A 23,492-nucleotide genomic window follows, 5' to 3' on the forward strand; every position below is an offset into this window, starting at 1 on the left:
ACAGTCCCAGAGAGGTCGATACCACGGCTTTAGAGCGTTCTACCCTTCCACACCGGGTTCATCGTATCGACCGGTCTAGACTGCCCACCAGAAACGCGAACCCACAGTCTCTCTTCAGAGTCTCTCTACCGGGCATTAGGGCCATATGTGGAAGAATATGTTAACCGGTCAGAATGACTGCGCGATGAGTGTCGCGAGGGGACCGAGTTGGTATAGTGTGGATTTCACACGTTCGACGTGGCTATCATCTGCAAGGAGAGACTCCGCTCTTTCAGGCGGGCGTGAATCCGACATGGAAATTCCCCTCGGCCGTCGCCGGCTGGCCGAATCCCACACCCTCAGCCCACCTTGTGAGAAGCATAGTATCACGGGTACGCCGTCTCCCCACGGGCAGGCCACCGTGAGAGACGGGCAACACTCCATCTATCTCTACGGTGCGCAGGAAACTTGGCCAAACGGTGTGAACCGCGCCGGTCAGACCGTGTCGCGAGGCATGACCGCTTAGAAAGCCGCGTTGAGAAACCGCGGGACGATGACTCGCTTGTGGATGGGAGCGCCCGTGACAGCGCCCGGAGACGCTCCCGAAGGACAGTCGAAACTCGCCTCGCCGATACTGGGAGAACAAGTTCTGAAACCGACTCGGCACCGGGCCAGGGTTCCTACTGTGTGGGGAAGCCCCGCCGTTTACCGCGGGGAGGATGTCACAGTAGTCACTTACGTGAATCAATACCAATTTCACACTCGTTTCAACGAATCGGGCTTTGAGCACGGCACGAGGTCTCCTTTCTGTGGCTACTCGAACGTTGATCGTCTTTGAGAAAGCAAGCGTACGCACACGCCTATACCGCGCGCCGTCATACGATTCCCATGGACAAGCGTACCCTGGGGAAGAACCTCGCGCTCCTCGGTCTCGCCTTCGTCGCCCTCCTGCACACCGCCCTCAGCCTCGTCTTCCAGACGAACCTCACGATGCTCGGTATCGCGTTGCTCATAATCGTCGTCGTTGGGCTGCTCCTCGTCAACCTCTGAGCGTCGCTTCCGAGCGTCGTCATCGTGGGGGTTAACGCGGCCGACCGCCGTCCCGTGGACGCCTTTCAGTACGTTAATACGTGATGGTCGAGAGCGAACGAACGATGAGTGACGCCGGTCGATTCCGCGACAGCACGCAGATCGTCCTCCCCCGAGGGAGGCTGGGTGACCTGCGCGCGGACCTCGGGCGGGAGTTCACGCTGACGTTCGTCGAGCAGGACGGTCGCGTCCGCATCATCGGCAGTCCGGTCGAGATCAAGAGCGCGAGCGACTGGCTCGTCCGTCACGGCATCTCCCTGCCCTGAGGCTCGACGCCGTCCACGCCGTGTCGTCTCTCACTGCGCCATCCCCCGACCAGCTTCGCCCGTAGGTATCGAGAACCGCTCCGAGTAGCCTCCCGTCCTCCGGCGGAGACGTCCCACACTGTGTGACACTCCACCGTGGGGACGGCGACAAGACAACTCTTAAAAGCGCGAGAGGGGAATGAAGCCGATATGGGAGGTACCATCGAAGTGCTCGTCCCCGGCGGGCAGGCCAATCCTGGGCCACCGCTCGGGCCGGAGCTCGGCCCCACGCCGGTCGACGTGCAGGCAGTCGTCAGTGAGATAAACGACCAGACCGCCGCGTTCGACGGCACCGAAGTGCCCGTCACCGTCACCTACGACGACGACGGGAGCTTCGAGATCGACGTCGGTGTGCCGCCGACGGCGGCGCTCGTCAAGGACGAACTCGGCTTCGAGACGGGCAGCGGCCGCCCGCAGGCGGAGTTCGTCGCGGACATGTCCATCGACCAGCTCGTGACGGTCGCGGAGCAGAAGCTCCCCGACCTGCTCGCGTACGACACGCGCGGCGCGGCGAAGGAGGTCGCCGGCACCTGCGTCTCGCTCGGTGTCACCATCGAGGGCGAGGACGCGCGGACGTTCAAACAGCGCGTCGAAGACGGCGAGTTCGACGACCAGCTCAGCGCGGCGTAACCAGGCGGACTCTCTTTCACTCTCCGAGCGGCGAGCGACGGCACTGCTCGGCGTGCTCGACGCGCTCGCGGCTGACCGTCCGTGACGGTACCGCCGAGTGACGCCTCGAATCGCCCCCGCGACCACGAGGAGGCTCACGTCGCCAGTTCGACGTACTTAAGTCCGCGAGGTCACTCGTGCGAAACGAGACAGGCGTAGCCTGTTTCACGCCGTAGTAGCCTCACGGCGCACTACGGAGGTGAACAATGGCAGATCAGGAAATAGAGGATGCAGTCTCTCGCGCACTCGACGAGGCACCGCCCCGGAACTTCCAGGAGACGGTGGACCTCGCGATAAACCTGCGAGACCTGGATCTCAACGACCCGTCTAACCGTGTCGACGAAGGCATCGTCCTTCCGAACGGAACGGGCCAAGACACACGTATCGTCGTGTTCGCAGAGGGTGAGACAGCCCTCCGAGCACAGGACGTCGCCGACGACGTACTCGACGGTGACGACCTCGAAGAACTCGGTGACGACGACGACGCCGCGAAGGATCTCGCCGGCGAGACGGACTTCTTCGTCGCCGAGGCGAGCATGATGCAGGACATCGGTCGCTACCTCGGGACCGTCCTCGGTCCCCGCGGGAAGATGCCGACACCGCTTCAGCCCGACGACGACGTCGTCGAAGTCGTCGAACGAATGAAGAACACGGTACAGGTACGCTCGCGCGACCGTCGGACGTTCCACACCCGCGTCGGTGCGGCCGACATGTCGGCCGACGAGATCGCCGACAACGTGGACGTCATCCTGCGCCGAATCGAAGCAGACCTCGAGAAGGGGCCGCTCAACATCGACTCCGTCTACGTCAAGACGACGATGGGCCCCTCCGTGGAGGTGGCCTAGATGTCCGCAGAGTCCGAACGCAAGACCGACGTCATCCCGCAGTGGAAACAGGAGGAGGTCGACACCGTCGTCGACATCCTGAACAGCTACGAGAGCGTCGGCGTCGTCAACCTCGCCGGCATCCCGTCGCGACAGCTCCAGGCGATGCGCCGTGACCTGCACGGCACCGCACAGCTTCGCGTCTCCCGGAACACGCTGATGAACCGGGCGCTGGACGAGACCGACGACGACCTCTCGGAGCTGAAGGAGTTCATCGAGGGCCAGGTGGGCCTCATCGGGACGAACGACAACCCGTTCGGCCTGTACAAGGAGCTCGAAGCCTCGAAGACGCCGGCGCCCATCAACGCCGGCGAGGTCGCCCCGAACGACATCGTCATCCCCGAGGGTGACACCGGCATCGATCCCGGTCCGTTCGTCGGCGAACTCCAGCAGGTCGGCGCGGACGCCCGCATCCAGGACGGCTCCATCCAGGTGCTGTCCGACTCCACCGTGCTCGAAGCCGGCGAGGAGGTCAGCACGCAGCTCGCGAACGTACTGAGCGAACTCGGTATCGAACCGAAGGAGGTCGGCCTCGACCTCCGCGGCGTCTACTCCGACGGCGTCCTTTTCGACCCCGAGGACCTCGCCATCGACATCGACGACTACCGTGCGGACGTGCAGGCGGCCGCCAGTGCCGCCCGCAACGTCTCGGTCAACGCCGTCTACCCGACGGCCCAGACCGCAGGCCTCATCCTCGGCAAGGCGAGCAACGAGGCCCGTTCCCTCGGCCTGCACGCCGCCGTCGAGAGCCCGGACATCGCCGACACGCTCGTCGGGAAGGCCGACTCGCAGATGCGGGCGCTCGCCGCCCTCATCGACGACGAGGAGGCGCTCCCCGAGGAACTGCGCGGCGCTGACCTCACGGCCCCCGCCGGGGACGACGAGGACGACGCCGACGACGACGAATCGACCGACGACCAAGCAGCCGACGCTGACGCCGAGGCCGACACCGACGACGACGAAGACGACGATGACGACGACGGTGGCGACGCACTCGGCGCGATGTTCGGCTAACCCCCCCAATACAGAACAATGGAGTACATCTACGCAGCACTCATCCTGAACGAGACGGACGAAGAGATCAACGAAGAGAACATCACCGCAGTCCTCGAAGCGGCCGGTACGGACGTCGAGGAGTCCCGCGTCAAGGCGCTCGTCGCCGCGCTGGAGGACGTCGACATCGAGGAGGCCATCGACACGGCCGCCGCCGTCCCCGCAGCAGGCGGGGCCGCGGGCGGTGCCGCCGGTGGCGAGGCCGACGAGGCCGAGGAAGCGGAAGCCGACGCCGACGAGGCGGAAGCCGACGCCGACGACGGCGACGACGACGAGGAAGACGACGACGCCAGCGGCGAGGGTCTCGGCGAGCTGTTCGGCTGAACCGGCAGTTCACCCTCACCCGTCCGACTCGACTCGAATACACCTTCTCCGTTTTTCGACCCGCCAGCGACGCGTGCGTTCCGCCAGCGGCGCTCCGGTCCACTACGCTCGCCTCCGCCAGCTACCCCTCCACCACCCCTCATCACACGGGGGACGAACGTTCAAGGGCGAAAGCGCGACCACGCTCCCGTGATGGAGCCACAGGTCGTCCTCGCGCCGGAGTTCGCGCTCGCAGTCTGTGGGTTCACGCTGGCTGGCGTCGCCCTCGGGACGCTGAGCGGACTGGTGCCGGGCCTCCACGCGAACAACGTCGCCCTCCTGCTGGCGGCGGGGGCGGCCAGCGCGCCCGGTCCGCCGACGCTCGTCGCCTGCGCGATGCTCGCGGCGGGCGTCGTCCACACGTTCCTCGACGTGGTGCCCGCGCTGGCGCTCGGCGTCCCCGACCCGGCGATGGCCGCCAGCGCACTCCCTGGGCACCGCCTCGTCGTCGAGGGACGGGGCGAGGAGGCGCTCCGCCTGTCGGCGCTCGGGAGCGCGCTGGCCGTCGTGCTCGCGGTGCCGCTGGCGATACCCGTCACGACCGGGATGACCGCGGTCTATCCGACGGTCACCGCCCACCTCTCGCTCGTCCTCGGTGGCATCGCTCTCGCGATGGTGCTCACCGAACCGACGCCGGGACGAGCGGTCGGCGCGCTGGTCGCCGTCGGTGCCAGCGGTACGCTCGGCGTGCTCACCCTCGACCTCCCCGTCTCCGGACCGCTCGGTGGGAGCACGCTCATGCCGCTGTTCGCGGGACTGTTCGGCGTCCCGGTGCTCGTCGACGCGGTCGGCGGCGCGGGCGTCCCCGAACAGGACGACGCCACGCTCGCCCTCTCGAAGGGCTCGGTCGCCGGACTGGGCGGTGTCGGCACGCTCTCGGGCGCGGCGGTCGGCTACCTGCCGGGCGTCTCCAGCGCCGTCGCGGCGACGCTCGCGTTGACGACTGTCCCCGGTAGGTACGGCGCTCGCGGGTTCGTCGTGGCGACCAGCGGCGTCAACACGGCGAACACGGTGTTCGCTCTCTTCGCGCTGTTCGCCCTCGGCACACCCCGGACGGGCGTGCTGGTCGCCGTCGACGAGACGGTGGGGACGCCGTCGCTCTCCCTCTCCGTGCTCGCCGTCGTCGGCGCGGCGATGGCGGGGTTCGTCCTCGTGGGAGCACTCGGCCCGTCCTACCTCCGGGTCGTCGGGAACGTCGACCCGACGCGGCTCTCGGTCGGTGTCCTCTGCCTGCTCGCCGTCTTCGCGTTCCTGTTCGCGGGCGGACTGGGCGTCGGACTGCTCGCTATCGCCGGACTGGTCGGGATGCTCCCGCCTCGGCTCGGCGCGAAGCGAGCGCACCTGATGGGGGTACTCATCGGGCCGCTCGCGCTGGGCGGGTGAGGAGCGACGGAGAGAGCCACCTCAGATGTAGTCGACCCGACGGAAGTACGCCAGCATGACGACGGCGACCGCCAGCATCCCGACCATGACGGCGGGGTAGCCGTACGCCCACCGGAGTTCGGGCATGTTCGTCGGTCCTCCCTCGAAGTTCATCCCGTAGACGCCGACGACGAACGTCAGCGGGAGGAAGACGGTGGCGACGACGGTGAGGGTCTTCATCACCTCGTTGGTCGACTGCGAGACGGTGTTCAGGTAGATGTCGCGCGCGCCGCTCGTCAGGTCGCGGTAGGTCTCGGTGAGGTCGACGATCTCGACGAGGTGGTCGTAGACGTCGCGGTAGTACTTCTCCGTCTCCGGGCGAATCTGCTCGGGGTCCCCCCGAGCGAGGACGACGAGAGCGCTCCGGGTCGGCCACGTCACCTTACGGAAGGAGAGCAGGTCCCGGCGGACGTTGTTGATGCGTTCGAGCGTCCCGATGTCCGTCGAGACCAGCACGTCCTCCTCGACCAGCTCGATGGTCGTCTCGATGCGGTCGAGCACCTCGAAGTACTCGTCGACGAGTCGGTCGAGCACGCGGTAGGCCGCGTAGTCGGCACCCCGGTCGAGCAGTCGGCCGTCCCCGCGGGCCACGGCGTCCCAGACCGCGTCGACCGCCGCGATGGGTTCCGTCGAGAGGACGCAGAGCCAGTCGTCGCCGACGACGAGACCGACCGGCTCGTCGTGGACCTCCTCGTGGAACGGGGTGTCGCCACGGGTGAGTTCGGCCTCCTTGACGAGCGCGAACGTGTACTCCTCGAACGACTCGACCTTCGGGCGGACGTTGTTCACCACGTCCTCGACCACGAGCGAGTGGACACCGAACGCCTCGGCGACGTGGCGGAGTTCGTGGGCGTCGGCGGCCGTCGCGTCGACCCACGACACGCCCTCGGTGTCACGAACCCGTCGGAGGTCGTCCGCAGCGGGGTCGCCGTCGTCGTCGGTCACGTCGACCGTCTCGACGGTGTCGTCGTGGTAGACGGCGCTCCGAATCACGGCCGCCCCCGTGGCAGTGCCGCCAGCGCGATGCCAGCCATCACGCCGGTGACGGTGAGTGCGCGTCCGGGGTACGGCGTGGCGACGCCGACGGCGTACCCGGCGAGTGCGAGCAGCGTTATCGCGAGACCGAGCGCACGGAGGCGGTGCATACCCCCGCAATCACACGGGAGCGAAAAAGCGTATCCCCGGTCACCGACCACGGCTGCAGGGCTCGACACGGCCCGATGTGGCTACAGACGGTACGTCGGGCCGTCGTCGCCGTCCTCGACCTCGACGCCGAGCGCTTCGAGGTCGTCCCGGATGCGGTCGGCGCGCTCGTAGTTGCCCGACTCCCGTTCCTCCTCGCGGACCGACAGCAGGAGGTCGACCAGGTCCCCGGCGAGCGTCACGTCGCCCTCGGTCGAACTCGCGCCGAAGACCAGGCCGAGGACCGTCCCGCCGAGAGCGTCGAACGTGTTCACCGCGTCGCCGAGGGCCGCCTGGTCGAACCGGTCGGTCTCGTCGACGTGGCGGTTGACGGCGGTCGCCAGTTCGAGGAGTGCGGCCAGCGCACCGCGCGTGTTGACGTTCTCGTCCATCGCCTCGGTGAAGTCGGTCTGCGCGCGGTCGACGACCGTCCGGAGGTCCTCGTCGGCCGCCTTCGCGGAGGCGTCGGGCGAGTCGAGCGCCTCGGTCGCGCGTTCGTACGCGCGCTGGAGCCGCTCCCAGCGCTCGCGTGCCTCCTCGACGGTCGCCTCGGAGTACGTCTGCTCAGAGTCGTAGGCCGTCGACAGCAGGAACGTCCGGACGACGTTCGCTCCCAGTTCCTCCACCGCGGTCTCGACCGTCCAGAAGTTGCCCAGCGACGACGACATCTTCTCGCCCTCCGTCTCCAGCAGGCGGACGTGGAGCCAGAACCGGGCGAACTGCTCGCCCGTGGCCGCCTCGCTCTGCGCGATCTCGTTCTCGTGGTGGGGGAAGACGAGGTCCTGCCCGCCCATGTGGATGTCGAGCGTCTCGCCGAGGTGGGTTGTGCTCATCGCCGAGCACTCGACGTGCCACCCCGGACGACCCTCGCCCCACGGCGAGTCCCACGTCTGGGCCGTCTCGCTCGCGTCGTCCGGAGCGGCCGCGCCCTCGTGGCGGTGTTCGGCGACGGTCTCGGGGGAGACGCCGTCGGCCTTCCAGAGCGCGAAGTCCGTCGGGTGGCGCTTCTCCGCCTGCTCCTCGTCGGGCGCGTTCGCCTCCAGGTCCTCGATGGACTGGTTCGAGAGCTTTCCATAGTCCTCGAACGCGGTGGTGTCGAAGTACACCGACCCGCTGGACTCGTAGGCGTAGCCCTTCTCGACGAGCGTCTCCACGAGGTCGATTATCTCGGGGACGTGTTCGGTCACCTTCGGGTACACCTCAGCGCGCAGGAGGTTGAGCGAGCGCATGTCGGCGATGGCTCGTTCGAGGTACGTCCGGGCGACCGCGGCCTCGCTGTCGCCCAGCTCGTCCTCACCGACGCGGGCGACGATCTTCTCGTTGACGTCGGTGACGTTCTCGACGTGTCGCACGTCGAACCCGCGGAACGCGAGCCAGCGGTGGACCACGTCGGCGTGGACCCAGAGGCGCGCGTGGCCCAGGTGCGGCGGGTCCGAGACGGTGAGCCCACAGACGTACAGCAGGACCTCGTCGTCGGCCGGTCGGAAGTCCTCGCGCTCGCCCGTGAGGGTGTTCGTCAGGCGGATGCTCATGGCGGCGATACCGCAGGCGTCGGTTTGAACGCATCGGAACCGCGAGACGCGGTGGCGCGGCAGTGCACCGGTCCAGCGGCACACCAGGGCAGGACGCTGAGCGGGAGAGCCTTGATGTGCTCGGGGTCCGAGGACCCGACATGTCACGACGACGGCAGGCCCTCCTGGAGTTCGCGGGCGCGGTGCTCGCGCTCGCCGCGACCGAGCGGTTCAGACGATGGCTCCCTGAAGACGAGCGACCGCCGCGCTCGCCCCGGTGGCTCGCAATCGGTGCCATCACCGGTATCGGGTACTGCTGGCTCAACGACACCGACCGCGGTGGGATACGGACGAACCGTCGTCGGGGCATCGCCGTCTCGCTGCTGTTCGCCGCCGTCCGGTTCGGCCTCTTCCGCGACCGGCCGGACGCGAGGAGCGAGTTCAGTACCGGACGCTCCGTCGGGACGGTGCTCTACCGCCTCCGCTACGGCGTCCTCGGTGCGCTCCCCGGAAGCGACGACTGAGGCTCGACGCGACGCACCGCCCCGGCACTCCAGGTACGTAGGACACAGTACGCTACCCCAGCCGTAATGAGTCCCGTCCCCGTAGTCCACGGCCAGTGACCGGAGATGAGACGGCGACCAATGCACGGTACCGGCGAGGGACAGCGCCAACGAACGGCTGGCGTCCTCGTGTCGACGGCGAGCGCCAGCGAGAGCGTCGACCCACGACCGGTGGGTCGTCGGTGACGTGACGCAGTTCGACCGTGGCCTCGGCGTGACGAAGTGGCTGAGAGACGTCTTCAGCGGGGGCGACGAGCTCCTGCTGGCGTTACTGACACAGCTCGGAGACGTGTGGTTCCTGCTCACCGTCGCGGGCACGTTCTACGTCGTCTCGGCCGGTAGAGGCACGCAGACACACCGACGACGGGGAGCGTTCGTCCTCGCGTTGCCGCTCGTCTACCTCGTCCTCGTCACGGCGATGAAGGGGGCGTTCGAACTCCCGCGCCCACCGGACGCCGGCGTCGCGCCGCCGATACCCTGGCTCCCGTCGCTCGTCGTCCCGGTGTACGAGAACACGGCCACCGCGACGGGTTACGGCTTCCCGAGCGGCCACGCCATCGGGACGACGCTCGTCTGGGGGGGCCTCGGCCTCGTCGCCGACCGCTGGTCCCGGCGGCTCAGAGCGGGCGTCGTCGCCTCCGTCGTCACGCTCGTCTGCCTGTCGCGGCTCGCACTCGGCGTCCACTACCTCGTCGACGTGGTCGCGGGGGTGGCCATCGGTGTGACCACCCTGCTCGCGCTCTACTACCTCTCGGACCTCGGGCGCGAACCGGACCGCGTGTTCTTCGTCGCGGTCGTGGGCGGCGTGGTCGCCGTCGTCACCTCGTGGACGTTCGACAGCGTCCTCGTCCTCGGCGGAATCGTGGGCGTCTGGCTCGGCTGGTACGCGTTCGTCGACAGCAGCCTGACGCTCTCGGTCTCCCGTCGAGCCGTCGCCCTGAGCGCGGCGGTGTTCGTCGGGACACTCCTCGTCTACGGAGCGCTCTACCTCTGGAACCTGCCCGTGCCCGTGATGTTCGGCGCGAGCGTCCTCGCGGCGGCACTGGTCGTCGGCGTCCCGGACATCGGCGAGCGGGTCGCCCGCCGCCTCGACGCGACGTAGCGCTCGGCGACCGCCGTTCGCGGTGGTGATTCGCTGGGAGTCGCTGCTCAGACGCAGGCTTCGACGACCCGCAGCGCGTCGGGGCCGTCACGCCGGTCGACCACCACCACCAGCGACTCGCCGGCGACTGCGGCCGCCTCGACACCGACGCCGGCCGCGCGGAGACGGTCCAGCGTCTGGGCGAGCACGGCCGGTGACACCTCGCCGGTGGCGACGATGGCCGTCCCCGACCCACCCGACGCGTAGCCAGTGTCACCGACCCGGAGCAGCGGTCGGTCCGCCGCATCGCTCATCTCGCCCCCACCAGCCTCCTCGCTCCCGGCGCTCCCGTCGACTCCGTCGACCCGACCGACGCCGCTCCGCATCGAGACGCGGGCCTCACCCCGTGGTCGTTCGTAGGCGTCCAGTTCGTCGCGGAACCGGCGGAGCGCGGCGGTCACGGTGTCCTCGTCGGCCCCGTCGAGCGCGTCGACCTCCTCGCTCAGGAGGCGGGCTGCGGCGGCGTAGTTGAGCACGCCCGCCTGCAACGCGTCGAGGAGGAACGGTCGGTCGCGGACGGCGTCGCGGGTCACGGCGGCCAGCGAGGGAGACGACGGCATACCCCGCACCCGGCGCGGGCGGTCAAAGAATTGTTCGGAACGCGCCGCCGTCCTCGGAGCGCGCCGCCAGCGCGACGAGACCGGCGAGGGCGGGAAGGTGACCGCCTCGCTGTTCGAGAGCACCGTCGCGCTGATGGGCTACCTGAACCAAGGAGAGAGTCCCGGCCTTTAGGCCGGGCGTGAATCCGACAACTGCCGAACAACCGCCGACGCCACTCAGTCCGGGGTATCCAAGTCGTCGGCCGCGTGGATTAGCATCCCGCGCCACGTCAGGCCGTGCTCCTTTTTCACGCGCTTGAGGCGCTCATATTGTTCGTCGCTCGGGACTTCGATGTTTACGTGGTTCGACATATAGCCTACGATAATCCGTAGATTTATGTTAGTTTCGCTCGGGCAGGTAGTTGATGAAGCGGACCAACACGTTCGAGGTGGTTCCTCAGTCCGAGCAGGACGAGGAGTTGCTTCGACGCCTGTTGGACGCTGCTGCCGCGCTCTGGAACGAAATCACCTACAAGCGCCGCGAACACTACGCCGACCCAAACGGAAACGTGTGGGAAATTGGCGAGTATCGCGGTCGCTACGGCGGTGTTCTTGGGGCGTCCACGGTTCAGCAAATCGAACGGAAGAATCGTGAAGCGTGGCGGTCGTTCTTCGCGCTCCAACAGAAGGGCGAAGCCAACGGCAAGCCCGGCTTCTGGGGCAACGCCGAGGACGGTCGAGAACTCCGCACGTTCATCCGCAACACGTCGTACTCCGTCAAATGGGGTGCGTACTCCCGCCTCGAAATCCTCGTCGGCAATGACCTGAAAGACGAGTACGGACTGGGGCACCACGAACGCCTCCGACTCGAAGTCCGGGGCAAACCCAACTGGGACGAGTACGACAAGCAGGGTCGGTTGGAGTTGTACTACGACGAGAACGCACAAACATTCAGGGCCTTTCAGCCAGTCACAATCAGCACTTCTCGGCTGGCATCACCACTGGCGGACGAAACCGCCGCGCTGGATATTGGTGCGAACAACCTCGTCGCCTGTACGACCACGACCGGCACGCAACTGCTGTACGACGGTCGCAACCAGTTCGAGCGGTTCCGCGAGACGACGCGAGAGATCGCTCGGCTCCAATCGCTCTTGGACGACGGCCGATACTCCTCGAATCGGATCCGGTCGCTGTACCGACGACGGACGCGCCGCCGCGACCACGCCCAAGACGCACTCGCACGTGACCTCATCGAACGGTTGCACGGCGACGGCGTTTCGACGGTGTACGTCGGCGCGTTGACGGACGTGTTGGAAACACATTGGTCGGTCAAAGCGAACGCCAAGACGCACAACTTCTGGGCGTTCCGCGCGTTCGTCAAGCGCCTTGCGTGTACTGCCGAGGAGTACGGTATGGTGGTCGAAGTCCGTTCGGAAGCATGGACCTCACAGGAGTGTCCGCAGTGTGGTTCGACCGACCGGACGACTCGCCACCACGACACGCTGACGTGTCCATGCGGCTTCGAGGGGCACGCCGACCTCACAGCGTCAGAGACGTTCCTAAAGCGGCAGACAGCGGTAACACGGTCGATGGCACGGCCTGTGCGCCTCAAGTGGGACGACCACGACTGGTCAGAGTCACCACGCTCTTGTTCCAACGAGGAGCGCACGAACCCGCAAGTTGCCTCCGTGGGTCAGTAAGCGGTACCCCCAGCGTGAGGAAACCTCGCCGTCCACGGCGAGGAGGATGTCATTGGCTGGCGTACGCGCAAGTGTACGACGACGACCCGGACCCGCTGGGTGCGAGCCACCCCAACTGGGCACCGTACGACGTGTTCCTGACGAGCGACGAGGAGTGGGTGTTCGTCGGCCCCTCCAGCCAGCGACAGTGGGAGGCGCTCTGTGAGGTACTCGCCGTTCCCTTCGCCGACGACGAGCGATTCGAGACGCTCACCGACCGCCGGGAGAACATCCACCTGCTCACCGAACTGTTGGCCGACGAGTTCCGCGAGTTCGAGGCCGACGACGTCGTCGAGCGACTGCGCGAGGCAGGCGTCCCGACGGCCCACGTCAACGACCTCGGCGAGGTGGTCTCGGACCCGCACCTCGCGGCGACGGACGCGCTCACGCCCGTCTCGACGGCCGAGGGCGACGACGCGACGGTCGACGTGCCGCGGTTCCCGGTCACCGCGACCGGGTTCGACCGAATCGAGTCGACCGGCCCGCCCACGCTCGGCGAGGACTCGACGGCCGTCCTCGGTGCGCTGGGCTACTCGGAAGAGCGCATCGAGCGACTGCGGGACGCGGGCGTCATCTGACCACCCGCCTCGACTCCCGCCGGGCAGTTACTCGACCGACCGCGCGGCGTCGACCGCCGCTTCGTACCCCATCGGCCCCTCCGTTTCCAGCACGTCGAGCAGCGCCGCGACTCGCTCGTCGGTGACCTCGCGGTCCGCGCGGGCGAGCAGTCCGCGGGCCGCGCCGCGGCCGCTCGCCGCACCGAACACGAGGTGTCGCTCCCCGCCGAACCGAGCGGGGTCGAACGGTTCGAACGTCGCCGGGTCGTCGAGCATGGCGGCCGTGTGGAGGCCCGACTCGTGGGAGAACACCTCCGACCCGAGCAGCGGCCGGGATTCGGGGACCGACTCGTCGAGTCGGTCGAGCACCCGTTCGCAGGTCGGAATCAGGCGGTCGAGGTCGACGCCGGGGTCGGGCGTCCCCGGTTCGGCGACGGCCGCCGCGACGAACTGTTCGAGCGAGGTGTTGCCCGCGCGCTCGCCGACGCCGCCGACGCTCGCGTCGACCTTCTCGACGCCCCACTCGACGGCCGCCAGCGCGTTCGCCGTCGCCACCCCGAGGTCGTCGTGGAAGTGGACGCCCAGGTCGGCCGGGTCTCGGTCGAGTTCGTCGAGCGTCGAGACGACGCCGCTCGGCGTCCGCGCACCGACCGTGTCCGCGAGCGTCACGTACTCGGCGTCGAGGTCGGCGGTGATGCGGTTCAGCGTCTCGGGGTCGGTCCGGAACCCGTCCATCGCGCTGAAGTGGACCGCCACTCCGGCGTCGCGAGCGACGTCGCACGCTTCTTCGATGGACTCGCGGGCCTCCTCGGGCGTCGCGCCGAGCAGTCGCTCGCGCTGGCGGTCGCTCGTCGGGGCGAACACGTCGACCACGTCGACGCCGGCCTCCACCGCGGCCTCGACGTCTCCGGGAATCGCGCGGGCGATGCCGACCGTCCGCGCGTCGAGTGCGAGGCGCTCGGTGACCGCCTTTACGTCGAGGTCGCCGACCGGGAACCCCAGCTGGACGAGGGGGACGCCGAGGTCGTCGAGGTCGCGGGCGACGGCGACCTTCTGGTCGACCGAGTAGTCCCGCCCTGGCCGCTGTTCGCCCTCGCGGAGCGTGAGGTCCAGAATCTCCATGGCTACGTCACCGTCCTGGAGCGGCTAACGGTTCGGCCTACATGTGTCGGGGAGCGACCCGCACACCGGCCGTCGGTACTCGCGTCCGCGTCGCTTCGGGGGACGCGTTCTCGCGTCGTGAGAGCGCTATCGTCCCCTTAATAGTCGGGACCACACAGTGTCACGGTGTGCGTGAGGAGTCGTCGCTGGCGGAGGTCCTCGACCTGCTCAGCGACGAGTACGCGCGTGCCATCCTCACCGAGACGAGCGTAGAACCAATGTCCGCGAAGACACTCAGCGAGCGGTGTGACGCCTCTCTCCCCACCGTCTACCGTCGTATCGACCAGCTCACCGACTGCGGTTTGCTCGAAGAACGGACGCGACCCCGACAGGACGGCAACCACCACCGCGTCTACTCGGCCCGACTCCAGCGGTTCGCCGTCGAACTCGACGACGGTGAGTTCACCGCCGACCTCGAACGACGCGACGACGGCCGGGAGGAAGACGTCGCAGACCGCTTCACGCGGATGTGGGAGGACCTCTGATGGTGGACGTCGACCTCGTCTGGCTGGCGACCGTCGTGATGGCGGCCGGGTCGACGGTGCTCGGCCTGTTCGTCGGGTGGCAGGCGTACCGCGGGTTCCGCCGGAACGCCAGTCGGTCGATGCAGTACCTCTCGGTCGGCCTCATTCTGCTGACCGCGGTGTCGTTCACCGCCGCGTTCGCCTACACGGCGCTGTTGCGCACGGGCACCCTCGACGGGAGCTACCGCGGCCCGTTCACGCTCGTCGTCAGGACGCTGCAGTTCGTCGGCCTCGCGTTCATCGCGTACTCGCTGTACGCCCGACCGTGACGGTGCGCGTCCGTGGACCTCCGGTCCGCTGACGTCGCTGACCGGCTACCTGATTCTACGCCGCATCCCCGTCTCCGCAGTCGAGCGACCGGGCGACCCCCAGCAGCTCCTCCTTCGAGAGCACGTCGCTACTCACGCTGTAGTACGACCCGTCGCACGCCCAGCCGACCATCCTGGTCGCGCCGACGTCGCGGTACTGCCCGGTCGCCGCGCCGACGCTGACGTTCTCGCTCTCTGCCGTGCCGGTGAAGAGGTCGGTCGTGTTGTGTTTGCCGACGTAGACCGACCCGGAGTCGTTCTCGTAGGTCAGCGAGACGGTGGTGTAGTTCGACGTCGAGGAGACCGTGTGTCGCGCCGTAGTGAGCGAGAACCCGTCGGGGAGCGTCGGTTCGGGCACGGTCATCGACGTGTTCGCGCGAAGCGTGTCGAGCGACTCATACGTCGTCGACTCCGGGAGGTCCGTCTCGGTGACGTTCGTTCCCTGGGGCGGGTCGAACTGGAACTGCTCCGCTGCGACCCCCGAATCGAACGTCACGTTCTCGTAGGTGACCGTGTACGTCGTCACGTCGCCGTCGTATCGGAACGACTGGCGCTGGCGGAGCGGGAAGTAGTGTTCCGCGTCGAGGTAGAGCGTCTGGTTGAGGCTGACGAACGTCCCGTTCTCGTTCCGGGCGTCCAGTTGCAAGACGTGGGCCGTCCGACCGTCGACCGTCGCGGTCCCCCCGTACTCGACGGTGTACTGGCCGAGCGTCCCGTTCACGCGGGTCGTCGTGGGCGGCGACGGCGTGCCGGGGACGACCGGCAGCGGCGAGACGCCGACGGCGGAGGACCCCTCACCGTCGCGCTGGACGGCGTCGAACAGTCGCCGCAGGTAGTCGGGGTACGTGTCCTCGGCGTTCTCGAACCCGGAGGCGTCGATGCGCGTCGCCTCGTTCTCGCTGGCGTCGTACGACCACGTCACGCTCTCGTTGGAGACGACGAGGTCACCGCTCTGGTTCTCGGGCGCGAGCGTCTTCCGCCACGCCTCGCCGGTCGAGGGGCGCTGGACGACTCGTGCTCGCGTGTCGGTGAAGTTCGGGTTCCCGGCGACGTCGGTCTCGATCGTCGCACTGACCGTGTCGAACGACTGGTACCCCTCGGCCGCCTCCGTGCCGGTCGGCACGTCTGGCGTCGAGTCTGCACCGGGGCTGGTGACCGTGCTGCACCCGCTCAGAACCAGGAAGGCGGCGAGGGAGAGCACGAGGACCGTCGACCGTCTGTTGTGGGGACTCATCGGACAGTTGTCGGAAGGGGTACCTGCCAGGGAAAAACGGTTTCGTGTCGCGTGCCGCCCGGCGAGGCCGTGGTGACCGACGGTCGCGAAGGTCCGGTATCCGCCCGCAGTCGGCGCTCGAACTCGATGCTCGGAGCTACTCGCAGGTGACCGACTCGGCGACGGTGGTCAGGTCGGCCTTCGACAGCGACCCCGCGACCGAGTAGCGGTGGCCGTCGCACGTCCACTGGAGCGTCCCGGTACCGGCGTACGTCCGGTAGGTGGCCGTCTCGTCGCCGACGCTGACCGTCTCGCCGCCGTCGAGACTGACGTTACCGTACAGGCCAGCGTCCTGCTTGCTCACCGAGAGTCGCGTCGAATCGTTGGCGAACGTCATCGAGAGACTGTCGCCCTCGTCGAGGCGCGTGACGACGGCCGTCTCGAGGTGGAACCCGTCGGGCAGGTCTGCCGAGGGGACGGTCGTCGAGGCGTTCGCCCGCAGCGCGTCGAGGGAGTCGTAGCGCTCGGTGGGCGGCAGTTCGGTCTCGTCGACCGTCGCGTTCGCGGGCGGGTCGAACGTGAACCGCTCGTCGTCGATGCCGGGGTTCAGTTCGACGTCGTCGTAGCGGACCGTCGTCGACAGGTTCAGGTCCTCGGTATCGACTGTCTGGTGCATCTTCACCGGGAACCGGGTCGCGGCGTCGACCCAGACGGTCAGGGTACCGCCGAACCGGGCCGCATCGGTGGGGGTGAACTCGATGCGATGGACCGTCTGCCCGTCGAGTTGCTCGGTGCCGGCGTAGGAGACGTTCGACCGGTTCACCATGTCGTCGAGCAGTCGGCCGAACCCGTCGGTCGTCGGGAGGTCGCTCTCGGAGTAGTCGATCTTCTGAACGCTGTTCTCGCTGGCGTCGTGTATCCAGACGGCGTCGGTCGTCCGGACCGTCGTGTCGCCCTCGCGCTCGGTCGGCGCGAGCGTCTCCGAGCGCGACTCGCCGGTGCCGGGCCGGACCCACACCGCCGCTTTCGAGGTGGAGGTTTCCCCGTCGTACGTGACGGTGGTCGTCCGGGTCGCGGAGAACCCGTCGAGGTCGTTCATCTTCTGGTCGAACCGCTGGACGTAGTTCTCGACCGTCTCGTCGTCGACCGGACCGGTCGCCATACACCCGCTCGTGACGAGCAGGAGGGCGAGCGCGGCCGCGAAGAGGGAGGACCGAAGCTGTCGGGGGACCATTGCGACCGGACGTTCCGCCCCGTTTCACATAAACCGAGAGCGGTTTTTTCACGTGCTGAAAAAGGGGCGTCCGGGCGAGCGAGGCGGTCTGTCGGGAGACAGTCCGCGGGCGGTCGGACTCCGGTCCACGGTCCGAAGAGCCCGCGAACGAAGCCCATAAGCGCTTCACGTCCCATCCTTCGCGTATGTCACAGGCGCTCGTCATCGTCGCCCACGGGTCGCACCTCAACCCCGATTCGAGCACCCCGACGTTCGACCACGCCGACACCATCCGCGCCTCGGGCGCGTTCGACGAGGTCCGCGAGGCGTTCTGGAAGGAGGAGCCGTCGTTCCGCGAGGTGCTTCGCACCCTGGAGTCCGACGAGGTGTACGTCGTCCCGCTGTTCGTCTCGGAGGGCTACTTCACCGAGCAGGTCATCCCGCGCGAACTCAGGCTGGAGGGCTGGGACGTCGACGAGTGGGACTCCGACGGGACGAGCGCGAGTCACACGACGCTGACCGCGAGCGACGTCGAGGGGAAGACGGTCCACTACTGCGGTCCGGTCGGCACCCACGACGCGATGAGCGACGTCATCGTCCAGCGCGCGGAGTCGGTCACGGGCGATCCGGCGGTGGGCGAGGGGTTCGGCCTCGCCGTCGTCGGTCACGGCACCGAGCGCAACGAGAACTCGGCGAAGGCCATCCACTACCACGCCGACCGCATCCGCGAGATGGACCGGTTCGACGAGGTGGATGCGCTGTTCATGGACGAGGACCCCGAGGTCGACGACGTCGCCGAGTTCTTCGAGAGCGACGACGTGGTGGTCGTCCCGCTGTTCGTCGCCGACGGCTTCCACACCCAGGAAGACATCCCCGAGGACATGGGCATCACCGACGACTACCGCGAGGGCTACGAGGTGCCCGCGCTGGTCGACGGGACGAACGTCTGGTACGCGGGCGCGGTCGGGACCGAACCGCTCATGGCCGACGTCGTCCTCGAACGCGCCGCCGAGGCCGGTGCCGACGTGGGCGACGCCATCGACCGCGTCCGTGCCGAGACGGGCGGCGTCGCCGGGGACTGACCGCTCCCGCGCCGACAGCACGGCGACCCGACCACCCGACGGCACGCTCTCGCGTCACGGACGAACGACCCGGCTTTATCGCCCTCCCACCCGTCGATTCTCGCATGGACGATTCCCTGTTCGAGTCGCTGCGCGATGCCGCCGACGAGGGCGTCGAACTCGACGGGTTCACCGCGCGGCGAACCGCCGACGGCTACGTCGTGGAGACCCCCGAGGAACGCCGCGAGGGACTCCCCGAGGACGAGTTCCGACAGGTCGCGGGAGCGCACGCCGACTACGTGACGAACTGGGACGCGTGGCGCGACCTCCCGGACGCTCGTCGCGCGTTCCTGCGCTGGGTCGAGGGAGCCGACGAACGCTCGGTCGAGGACCGCTACGCCGCCCTCCGCGATGGCGGTATCCAGCGTCACTGGGGCGAGTTGCTCCTCACCGCCACGCTCGACGAGACCGACGGCGGTGGCGGCCGCCACTACTACCTGCGTCACGAGGACGACGCCGACGAGTCGACCGACGACCTCGACGTCCACGAGGACCCGCTCGACGCACGCGACATCGCGAAACTCGACGACGACGGCAGATATCGGCCGCTGAAGACCGCCCCCACGCTCCGCACCGGGTGGGTGTTCCCCCGCCTCACCGGAGAGCGACTCGTACAGGCGGTCGACTTCTTCTACCCCGCGACGGTCGCGAACTGGCACCGAGAGCGCGAGGGCGACCTCGACGTGACCCACTGGCGGGAGACCGCCGAGCGCCAGACCGGCATCTACGAGATCATCGACGAACTCTCCGGCGAGCAGGTCGAGTGGCTGGCGGAGTCGTGCTGCGTCGACTCCCAGTGTCTCAAGCGCAGGCAGTGGGACGAGGACGAGGAGACCGACCTCGACGTGCCCCGCGGCGACGGCGAGTTCCCCTGCCGAGAGCCGTGCTCGCTGGTCGTCGCCGCCGCCCGCAAGTGGGCCATCAACGAGGGCGAGACCGAGCGGGAGTACACGTTCACGCTGACCCCCAGCGAGAAGGGACAGCTGGAGGACCTGGTCGACGCCGTCGCGGAGGGTCGAACCGACGAGATACGCGAGGCGGACGTGTTCGATGGCGCGAACCGCTACCGGGCGCGCTGGCTCCGGGCGAAGCGGTTCGACGAAGCGGGGGAACTACCGGCGGTCGAACGCGACCGAGATCAGGAGTAGTCCGAGTCGAGCAGCGGTACGAGTCGCACCGCGCTACCGCTCAGTCTTCGGTCCGGGTGGAGTAGACGTACGCTGCGGCCCCGAGTGCGCTCGCGGCGGCGAGAACGCCGAGGACGATGGCCGCCGTCCCGCCCGTGGCGAACGTCGAGATGGCGAGCAGGACGGCGACCCCACCGAGTGCGACCGCGGGGACGAGTTCGGCGGTCGACAGGCCGTCGGAGTCGAGTTGCCGCTCCTCGGGTCTGGCACGGGGTTCGGCGAGCGACTCGTCGATCTCGACCGGCGGCTTCTCCGGTTCCGCGCCGAGTTCGATGCTCACCGTCTCGGTCGTCCCGCCGTGGGCCGTCGTCACTTCGAGCGTCCCGCGCCCGCGGGCACCGTCGGCGATTGTGACGTGGACGACCTGCGTGTCGTCCTTCGTGACGTAGTGGTGGCCCTCGTCGAGCCTCGCGTTCGCCGAGAGTTCGTCGTCGAGTTTCAGGTGGACGTGGGTCGCCTCGCCGTGGTTGGTCAGTCGAACGTCGAAGCTACCGGACGCGGAAAACTCGGCGGGAACGCCGAGCGTGTGCATCCCGTCGGGGTTGACGTCGACGACGAGGCTGTCGTTCACGGAATGAGTCGTCGATGGGTGGGTAGAAAACCGTTACGCTGGCGCTCCCTCCCGCATATCCGGGGGAAGCAGGTTCGGGATGCCCTCCTCGATGGGGTACTCCTCGTCGCACTCCGTACAGACGAGGCGACCGTCGAGAATCTCCTCTTCGTCCCGGCGAACGACCTCCAGTTCGAGTTCCTGCTTGTCGAGCGGACAGCAGAGGATGTCCATCAGGGATTCCTTCATACCTCCTCACTCGGGGGTCCGTGGCAAAAGCATGCCGACCGACCTTTTTCGTCGTCGGGTCGCGCTTCGCGTGGCGGCTTCGCCGCCACGGCATGCGGTTGCGGGCCTGCGGCCCGCAACCCGCGCGACCACTCCTCGAAAAACGTCGATGAAAACGGCCGCTCGCTCACTCGCTTCGCTCGTTCGCTCGCGGTACAGTCGATAGTGTCACCGCCGATAGCATCACCGCAAGCAGGCTGCTTTTCGGTCCGGCTACTGCTCCAGTTCCGGGTGGGCTTCGTCCCGGTGTGGCTCCAGGGACGCAGCGTCTTCTCCCGGAGGGATGCCGACGTAGGCGGATTGGCCTTCGTACTCCCCGCCCGTCAGGGCGTGGTGGACGATGGCAACGGCCCGGTGGTTCCCGTCGGCGAGGTAAGCCGGTTCGTCGACGGACTCCTGGACGGCGATGAACACACCCGCCTCCTCGCCGGAGCGGAACTCCTCGGACATCTCACGAACGTCGAGGACGTCCTTGGGCACGTTCTCGTGGAGCGACTCGACGTCGTCGACCGCCGCGAGTCGCTCAGCGACGCTCTCGATGTCGTTCTCGTCGGCGACGGCACGCCAGCCCTCGTCCTCTGGTCCCTTGACGACCATGAGGTTGCGGAGTTCCTGTTCCGTAAACCGGAGTCGGTACCAGTCGAGGTCCTCCTCGCGGAGGAACGACTCGGCGAGTCGCTGGGGGTCGCCCAGTAGTTCGAAGAGCTCGTCCGTCGAACAGCTCTCGACGTCGGCGTCGACGTCCTCGTCTTCGATCTCCCGTCTCGCCCACTCCCGGAGCACCGTCTCGGCCGTGACCTGTTCGACACTCCCCGCTCGGTCGTCTATTTCGATGTCGCGCACTAGAATCGGAGTTGCCGCCCCGGGGGTTCAAGTCTTACTCCGGCACACTCGTGAGGACGCGCTCGTCGCCCCCGGACCGCGAGCCGCCGACCTCGAACTTCGCCAGGAGCGCACGGAGTCGCTTGGCCTGTTCGCTCAGCGACTCGACGTTGCCGTTGACCGTCGACATGGCCGCTGCCTGCTCTCGTGCCGTCTCGGACGCGCTCTCGGTCTCCGCTGCGGTGTCCCGACTGATGTCGGCGACCTCCTCGACCATCGCCACGGCTTCCTCGGTCCCCGACGCCTGGTCCTCGGTCGTGTCGCTGATCTGCTGCATCCCGGAGTCGGTCTCCTCGGTGTTCTCCGCGACGCGCGTGAACGCCTCGACGACGTCCTGAATCGCCTCCGTCCCCTCCGCCATGTAGCGCTCTGCGGTCCGGGCCTCTTCGACGGTCGTCTCGGTCTGGGCCTGCGTCTCCTCGATGAGCTGTTCGATCTCGTCGGCCGACGTCTGGGTCTCCTCGGCGAGCTGTTTCACCTCGTTGGCGACGACGGCGAACCCGTCGCCGCTGGACGTCCCGTCACCGTTGCTCGCACGGGCGGCCTCGATGTTCGCGTTCAGCGCCAGCAGACTCGTCTGTTCCGCGATGTCGCTGATGAGTTCGATGATCTCCTCGATCTCCGCCATCTGGTCGTCGAGGACCTCGACGTTCTCGACGGTCGTGTCGATGGCCGACTGGACCCGTCGGGCGTCGTCGAGCGCCTGCTCCGCGGTCACTTCGCCCTCCTCGGCCACCTCGGCCGTCGTGTGGGAGGCTTCGGCGACGGTCTCCGCGGAGGCGGCGACCTCCTCTACGGCAGCCGAGAGGTCGGTCATCTCGGCGGACACCTGTTCGAGCTTCTCGCGCTGCTCGTTCGCGCCGTGGGCGATCTCGTCGATGGACCCGCTCATCTCGTCGCTCGCTCGCGTCGCCGCGCTGGACCCCTCCCGCGCGTCCGCGCTCGCGGCCTCGACCTCGCTGGCGAAGCGCTGGATGTCACGTATCGTCGACTCCGTCTCGTCCATCATCTCGTTGAACGCCGCTGCGATCTGCGCCATCGCTTCGCTCTCGGCCCCGGCGTCGAGTCGAACGGCCAGGTCGCCGTCGGCCGCTCGGGCCATCGTGTCGCTGTAGGCGTCCGCACGCCTCTCGAGTCGGTCGTTGGACGCCTCGACCTCTCGCTGTCGGGTCTCGGCCTCGGCTCGAAGCTCCTCGGCGTCCTCCTGTCGAGCCTCGGCCTCCGCGAGCATCTTCTCGGCCTGGGCCTTCTCGGCCTCTATCTCGGCGCGCTGCTGTTCGAGGTTCTCGACCTTCGCCGACTTCTCGCGGACCTCCGTGAGTTTCGTCTGGACCTCCTCGCGGGAGCGCTCGGTCGAGTACCACTGGGTCATCAGGGCGATGGCGAGGCCGAGGACGAACACGCCGTGGATGAGCCCCCAGGCCCAGGGGTTGTTGATGGCGGCAGTGTGGTTGTAGACGCGCTCGGGGTTGATCATCCCGAAGACACCGTGCGTGATGACGACCTTCACGATACCGAGGGCGAACGGGACCCAGTCCTCGTAGACGGCCACCACGGCCATGGCCACGAAGAAGTGGAAGTGGGCCTCGATGAACCCGCCCGAGAAGTGGACGAGGACGATGGAGCACAGCAGCAGTCCGACGGTGCCGAGCGCGGTCCGGGTCCGCCGTTCGAACCGTGAGACGCCGGCCGCGAGCGCGACGGCGACGATGAGGCCGAGTTCGAGTGCGACCATGGGGAGCGAAATCGACGGAATCGTCGCTCCCGTCACCGTCGCCTCGGTCCCCTCGAACAGTCCCAGCACGAGGAGGAACGGAACGTGTGCCAGTATCAACAGGACGATGTTCCGGTGTCGACTGGCCCACGTCTCCTCGGGAATCGAGGTGCCATCAGGGATGTACCGGACGAACTCGTCGATCTTGCCTCGCAGCGACGCGCTTCGAGAGATATCTCCCTCTCCCCTCGTTCCTGCAGTAGCCATACCCGCACAGTACCAGCTAGCCGACAAAAGCGTTCGTCGCCAATTATCAGTTCTTGTATTCAGGCGTG

Annotated in this window: 27 protein-coding genes; 15 read left to right on the top strand and 12 right to left on the bottom strand. The window is 67.8% G+C overall.

What is annotated here, in order from left to right:
* Positions 1-867: 867 nt before the first annotated feature.
* The 7 genes from MX571_RS15405 (at position 868) to MX571_RS15435 (ending at position 5,725) form a co-directional block, all read left to right on the top strand.
* Positions 868-1,029 carry a hypothetical protein gene (locus tag MX571_RS15405; protein ID WP_247418268.1) on the top strand — a complete coding sequence of 54 codons (162 nt, stop codon included), beginning with the start codon at positions 868-870 and terminating at the stop codon, positions 1,027-1,029.
* A gap of 104 nt (positions 1,030-1,133) precedes the next feature.
* Positions 1,134-1,334 carry a VNG_1110C family protein gene (locus MX571_RS15410; RefSeq protein WP_247418269.1) on the top strand — a complete coding sequence of 67 codons (201 nt, stop codon included), beginning with the start codon at positions 1,134-1,136 and terminating at the stop codon, positions 1,332-1,334.
* A 189-nt stretch (positions 1,335-1,523) separates the two neighbouring features.
* The gene (locus MX571_RS15415; protein ID WP_247418270.1) at positions 1,524-2,003 is read left to right on the top strand and encodes a 50S ribosomal protein L11; all 480 of its coding nucleotides are present in this window, start codon (positions 1,524-1,526) and stop codon (positions 2,001-2,003) included.
* Between the two features lie 245 nt (positions 2,004-2,248).
* Positions 2,249-2,887 (top strand): 50S ribosomal protein L1, encoded by a 639-nt coding sequence (locus MX571_RS15420; RefSeq protein WP_247418272.1) that lies wholly within the window; start codon positions 2,249-2,251, stop codon positions 2,885-2,887.
* Positions 2,888-3,940, top strand: a complete 1,053-nt coding sequence (locus MX571_RS15425; RefSeq protein WP_247418273.1) for a 50S ribosomal protein L10 — start codon at positions 2,888-2,890, stop codon at positions 3,938-3,940.
* Positions 3,941-3,958: 18 nt separating this feature from the next.
* A complete protein-coding gene (gene rpl12p / locus MX571_RS15430; protein ID WP_247418275.1) occupies positions 3,959-4,303 on the top strand; it encodes a 50S ribosomal protein P1 in 345 nt (114 codons plus the stop codon).
* A gap of 192 nt (positions 4,304-4,495) precedes the next feature.
* Positions 4,496-5,725: a tripartite tricarboxylate transporter permease gene (locus MX571_RS15435; protein ID WP_247418513.1), complete on the top strand. Its 1,230-nt coding sequence runs from the start codon at positions 4,496-4,498 to the stop codon at positions 5,723-5,725.
* Positions 5,726-5,746: 21 nt separating this feature from the next.
* On the opposite strand, the gene corA is transcribed toward MX571_RS15435, so the two are convergent.
* The 3 genes from corA to cysS form a co-directional block, all read right to left on the bottom strand.
* Complete coding sequence (corA, locus tag MX571_RS15440) at positions 5,747-6,757, bottom strand: magnesium/cobalt transporter CorA (protein WP_247418276.1); 1,011 nt, start codon at positions 6,755-6,757, stop codon at positions 5,747-5,749.
* Positions 6,754-6,909 (bottom strand): hypothetical protein, encoded by a 156-nt coding sequence (locus tag MX571_RS15445; RefSeq protein WP_247418277.1) that lies wholly within the window; start codon positions 6,907-6,909, stop codon positions 6,754-6,756. The genes corA and MX571_RS15445 overlap by 4 nt, the downstream gene beginning before the upstream one ends.
* An 81-nt stretch (positions 6,910-6,990) precedes the next feature.
* Complete coding sequence (cysS, locus tag MX571_RS15450; protein WP_247418278.1) at positions 6,991-8,478, bottom strand: cysteine--tRNA ligase; 1,488 nt, start codon at positions 8,476-8,478, stop codon at positions 6,991-6,993.
* A 140-nt stretch (positions 8,479-8,618) separates the two neighbouring features.
* On the opposite strand from cysS, the gene MX571_RS15455 reads away from it, so the two are divergent.
* Complete coding sequence (locus MX571_RS15455) at positions 8,619-8,981, top strand: DUF8097 family protein (RefSeq protein ID WP_247418279.1); 363 nt, start codon at positions 8,619-8,621, stop codon at positions 8,979-8,981.
* Between the two features lie 226 nt (positions 8,982-9,207).
* Positions 9,208-10,122 carry a phosphatase PAP2 family protein gene (locus tag MX571_RS15460; protein ID WP_247418280.1) on the top strand — a complete coding sequence of 305 codons (915 nt, stop codon included), beginning with the start codon at positions 9,208-9,210 and terminating at the stop codon, positions 10,120-10,122.
* A gap of 47 nt (positions 10,123-10,169) precedes the next feature.
* On the opposite strand, the gene MX571_RS15465 is transcribed toward MX571_RS15460, so the two are convergent.
* Entirely contained in the window at positions 10,170-10,721 is a 552-nt protein-coding gene (locus tag MX571_RS15465) for a DUF7523 family protein (protein WP_247418281.1), read from the bottom strand.
* 216 nt (positions 10,722-10,937) lie between these two features.
* Positions 10,938-11,072 carry a hypothetical protein gene (locus MX571_RS22505; RefSeq protein WP_282594499.1) on the bottom strand — a complete coding sequence of 45 codons (135 nt, stop codon included), beginning with the start codon at positions 11,070-11,072 and terminating at the stop codon, positions 10,938-10,940.
* A 53-nt stretch (positions 11,073-11,125) separates the two neighbouring features.
* Between MX571_RS22505 and MX571_RS15470 the strand changes: the two genes are divergently transcribed.
* Together MX571_RS15470 and MX571_RS15475 are read left to right on the top strand one after the other, a co-directional pair.
* Positions 11,126-12,400, top strand: a complete 1,275-nt coding sequence (locus MX571_RS15470) for an RNA-guided endonuclease InsQ/TnpB family protein (RefSeq protein ID WP_247418282.1) — start codon at positions 11,126-11,128, stop codon at positions 12,398-12,400.
* A 71-nt stretch (positions 12,401-12,471) separates the two neighbouring features.
* Positions 12,472-13,017: a CoA transferase gene (locus MX571_RS15475; protein ID WP_247418283.1), complete on the top strand. Its 546-nt coding sequence runs from the start codon at positions 12,472-12,474 to the stop codon at positions 13,015-13,017.
* Between the two features lie 27 nt (positions 13,018-13,044).
* Here the strand turns inward: MX571_RS15475 and MX571_RS15480 are convergent, their stop codons facing one another.
* Complete coding sequence (locus tag MX571_RS15480) at positions 13,045-14,118, bottom strand: LeuA family protein (RefSeq protein WP_247418285.1); 1,074 nt, start codon at positions 14,116-14,118, stop codon at positions 13,045-13,047.
* Positions 14,119-14,285: 167 nt separating this feature from the next.
* Between MX571_RS15480 and MX571_RS15485 the strand changes: the two genes are divergently transcribed.
* Positions 14,286-14,642, top strand: coding sequence for a helix-turn-helix domain-containing protein (locus MX571_RS15485; protein ID WP_247418286.1), 357 nt, complete (start codon positions 14,286-14,288; stop codon positions 14,640-14,642).
* Positions 14,642-14,950: a DUF7521 family protein gene (locus tag MX571_RS15490; RefSeq protein ID WP_247418288.1), complete on the top strand. Its 309-nt coding sequence runs from the start codon at positions 14,642-14,644 to the stop codon at positions 14,948-14,950. The genes MX571_RS15485 and MX571_RS15490 overlap by 1 nt, the downstream gene beginning before the upstream one ends.
* Positions 14,951-15,005: 55 nt before the next feature.
* Here MX571_RS15490 and MX571_RS15495 read toward each other — a convergent pair whose 3' ends face one another.
* Both MX571_RS15495 and MX571_RS15500 read right to left on the bottom strand, forming a co-directional pair.
* Positions 15,006-16,223 (bottom strand): LolA family protein, encoded by a 1,218-nt coding sequence (locus tag MX571_RS15495; protein WP_247418289.1) that lies wholly within the window; start codon positions 16,221-16,223, stop codon positions 15,006-15,008.
* Positions 16,224-16,359: 136 nt separating this feature from the next.
* A complete protein-coding gene (locus MX571_RS15500) occupies positions 16,360-17,436 on the bottom strand; it encodes a DUF2092 domain-containing protein (RefSeq protein ID WP_247418290.1) in 1,077 nt (358 codons plus the stop codon).
* Positions 17,437-17,621: 185 nt separating this feature from the next.
* On the opposite strand from MX571_RS15500, the gene MX571_RS15505 reads away from it, so the two are divergent.
* Both MX571_RS15505 and MX571_RS15510 read left to right on the top strand, forming a co-directional pair.
* Positions 17,622-18,497, top strand: a complete 876-nt coding sequence (locus tag MX571_RS15505) for a CbiX/SirB N-terminal domain-containing protein (protein ID WP_247418291.1) — start codon at positions 17,622-17,624, stop codon at positions 18,495-18,497.
* A 104-nt stretch (positions 18,498-18,601) separates the two neighbouring features.
* Positions 18,602-19,684 carry a DR2241 family protein gene (locus MX571_RS15510; protein ID WP_247418292.1) on the top strand — a complete coding sequence of 361 codons (1,083 nt, stop codon included), beginning with the start codon at positions 18,602-18,604 and terminating at the stop codon, positions 19,682-19,684.
* 40 nt (positions 19,685-19,724) lie between these two features.
* Here MX571_RS15510 and MX571_RS15515 read toward each other — a convergent pair whose 3' ends face one another.
* From MX571_RS15515 to MX571_RS15530, 4 genes are all read right to left on the bottom strand, one after another.
* The gene (locus MX571_RS15515) at positions 19,725-20,294 is read right to left on the bottom strand and encodes a DUF7524 family protein (RefSeq protein WP_247418293.1); all 570 of its coding nucleotides are present in this window, start codon (positions 20,292-20,294) and stop codon (positions 19,725-19,727) included.
* Between the two features lie 33 nt (positions 20,295-20,327).
* Positions 20,328-20,522, bottom strand: a complete 195-nt coding sequence (locus MX571_RS15520) for a methytransferase partner Trm112 (RefSeq protein ID WP_247418294.1) — start codon at positions 20,520-20,522, stop codon at positions 20,328-20,330.
* Positions 20,523-20,774: 252 nt separating this feature from the next.
* The gene (locus tag MX571_RS15525) at positions 20,775-21,404 is read right to left on the bottom strand and encodes a hypothetical protein (protein ID WP_247418295.1); all 630 of its coding nucleotides are present in this window, start codon (positions 21,402-21,404) and stop codon (positions 20,775-20,777) included.
* Positions 21,405-21,438: 34 nt separating this feature from the next.
* Positions 21,439-23,424, bottom strand: a complete 1,986-nt coding sequence (locus tag MX571_RS15530; RefSeq protein ID WP_247418296.1) for a methyl-accepting chemotaxis protein — start codon at positions 23,422-23,424, stop codon at positions 21,439-21,441.
* Between the last annotated feature and the right edge of the window lie 68 nt (positions 23,425-23,492).

This window comes from Halomarina salina, from assembly GCF_023074835.1.
Classification (GTDB): domain Archaea; phylum Halobacteriota; class Halobacteria; order Halobacteriales; family Haloarculaceae; genus Halomarina; species Halomarina salina.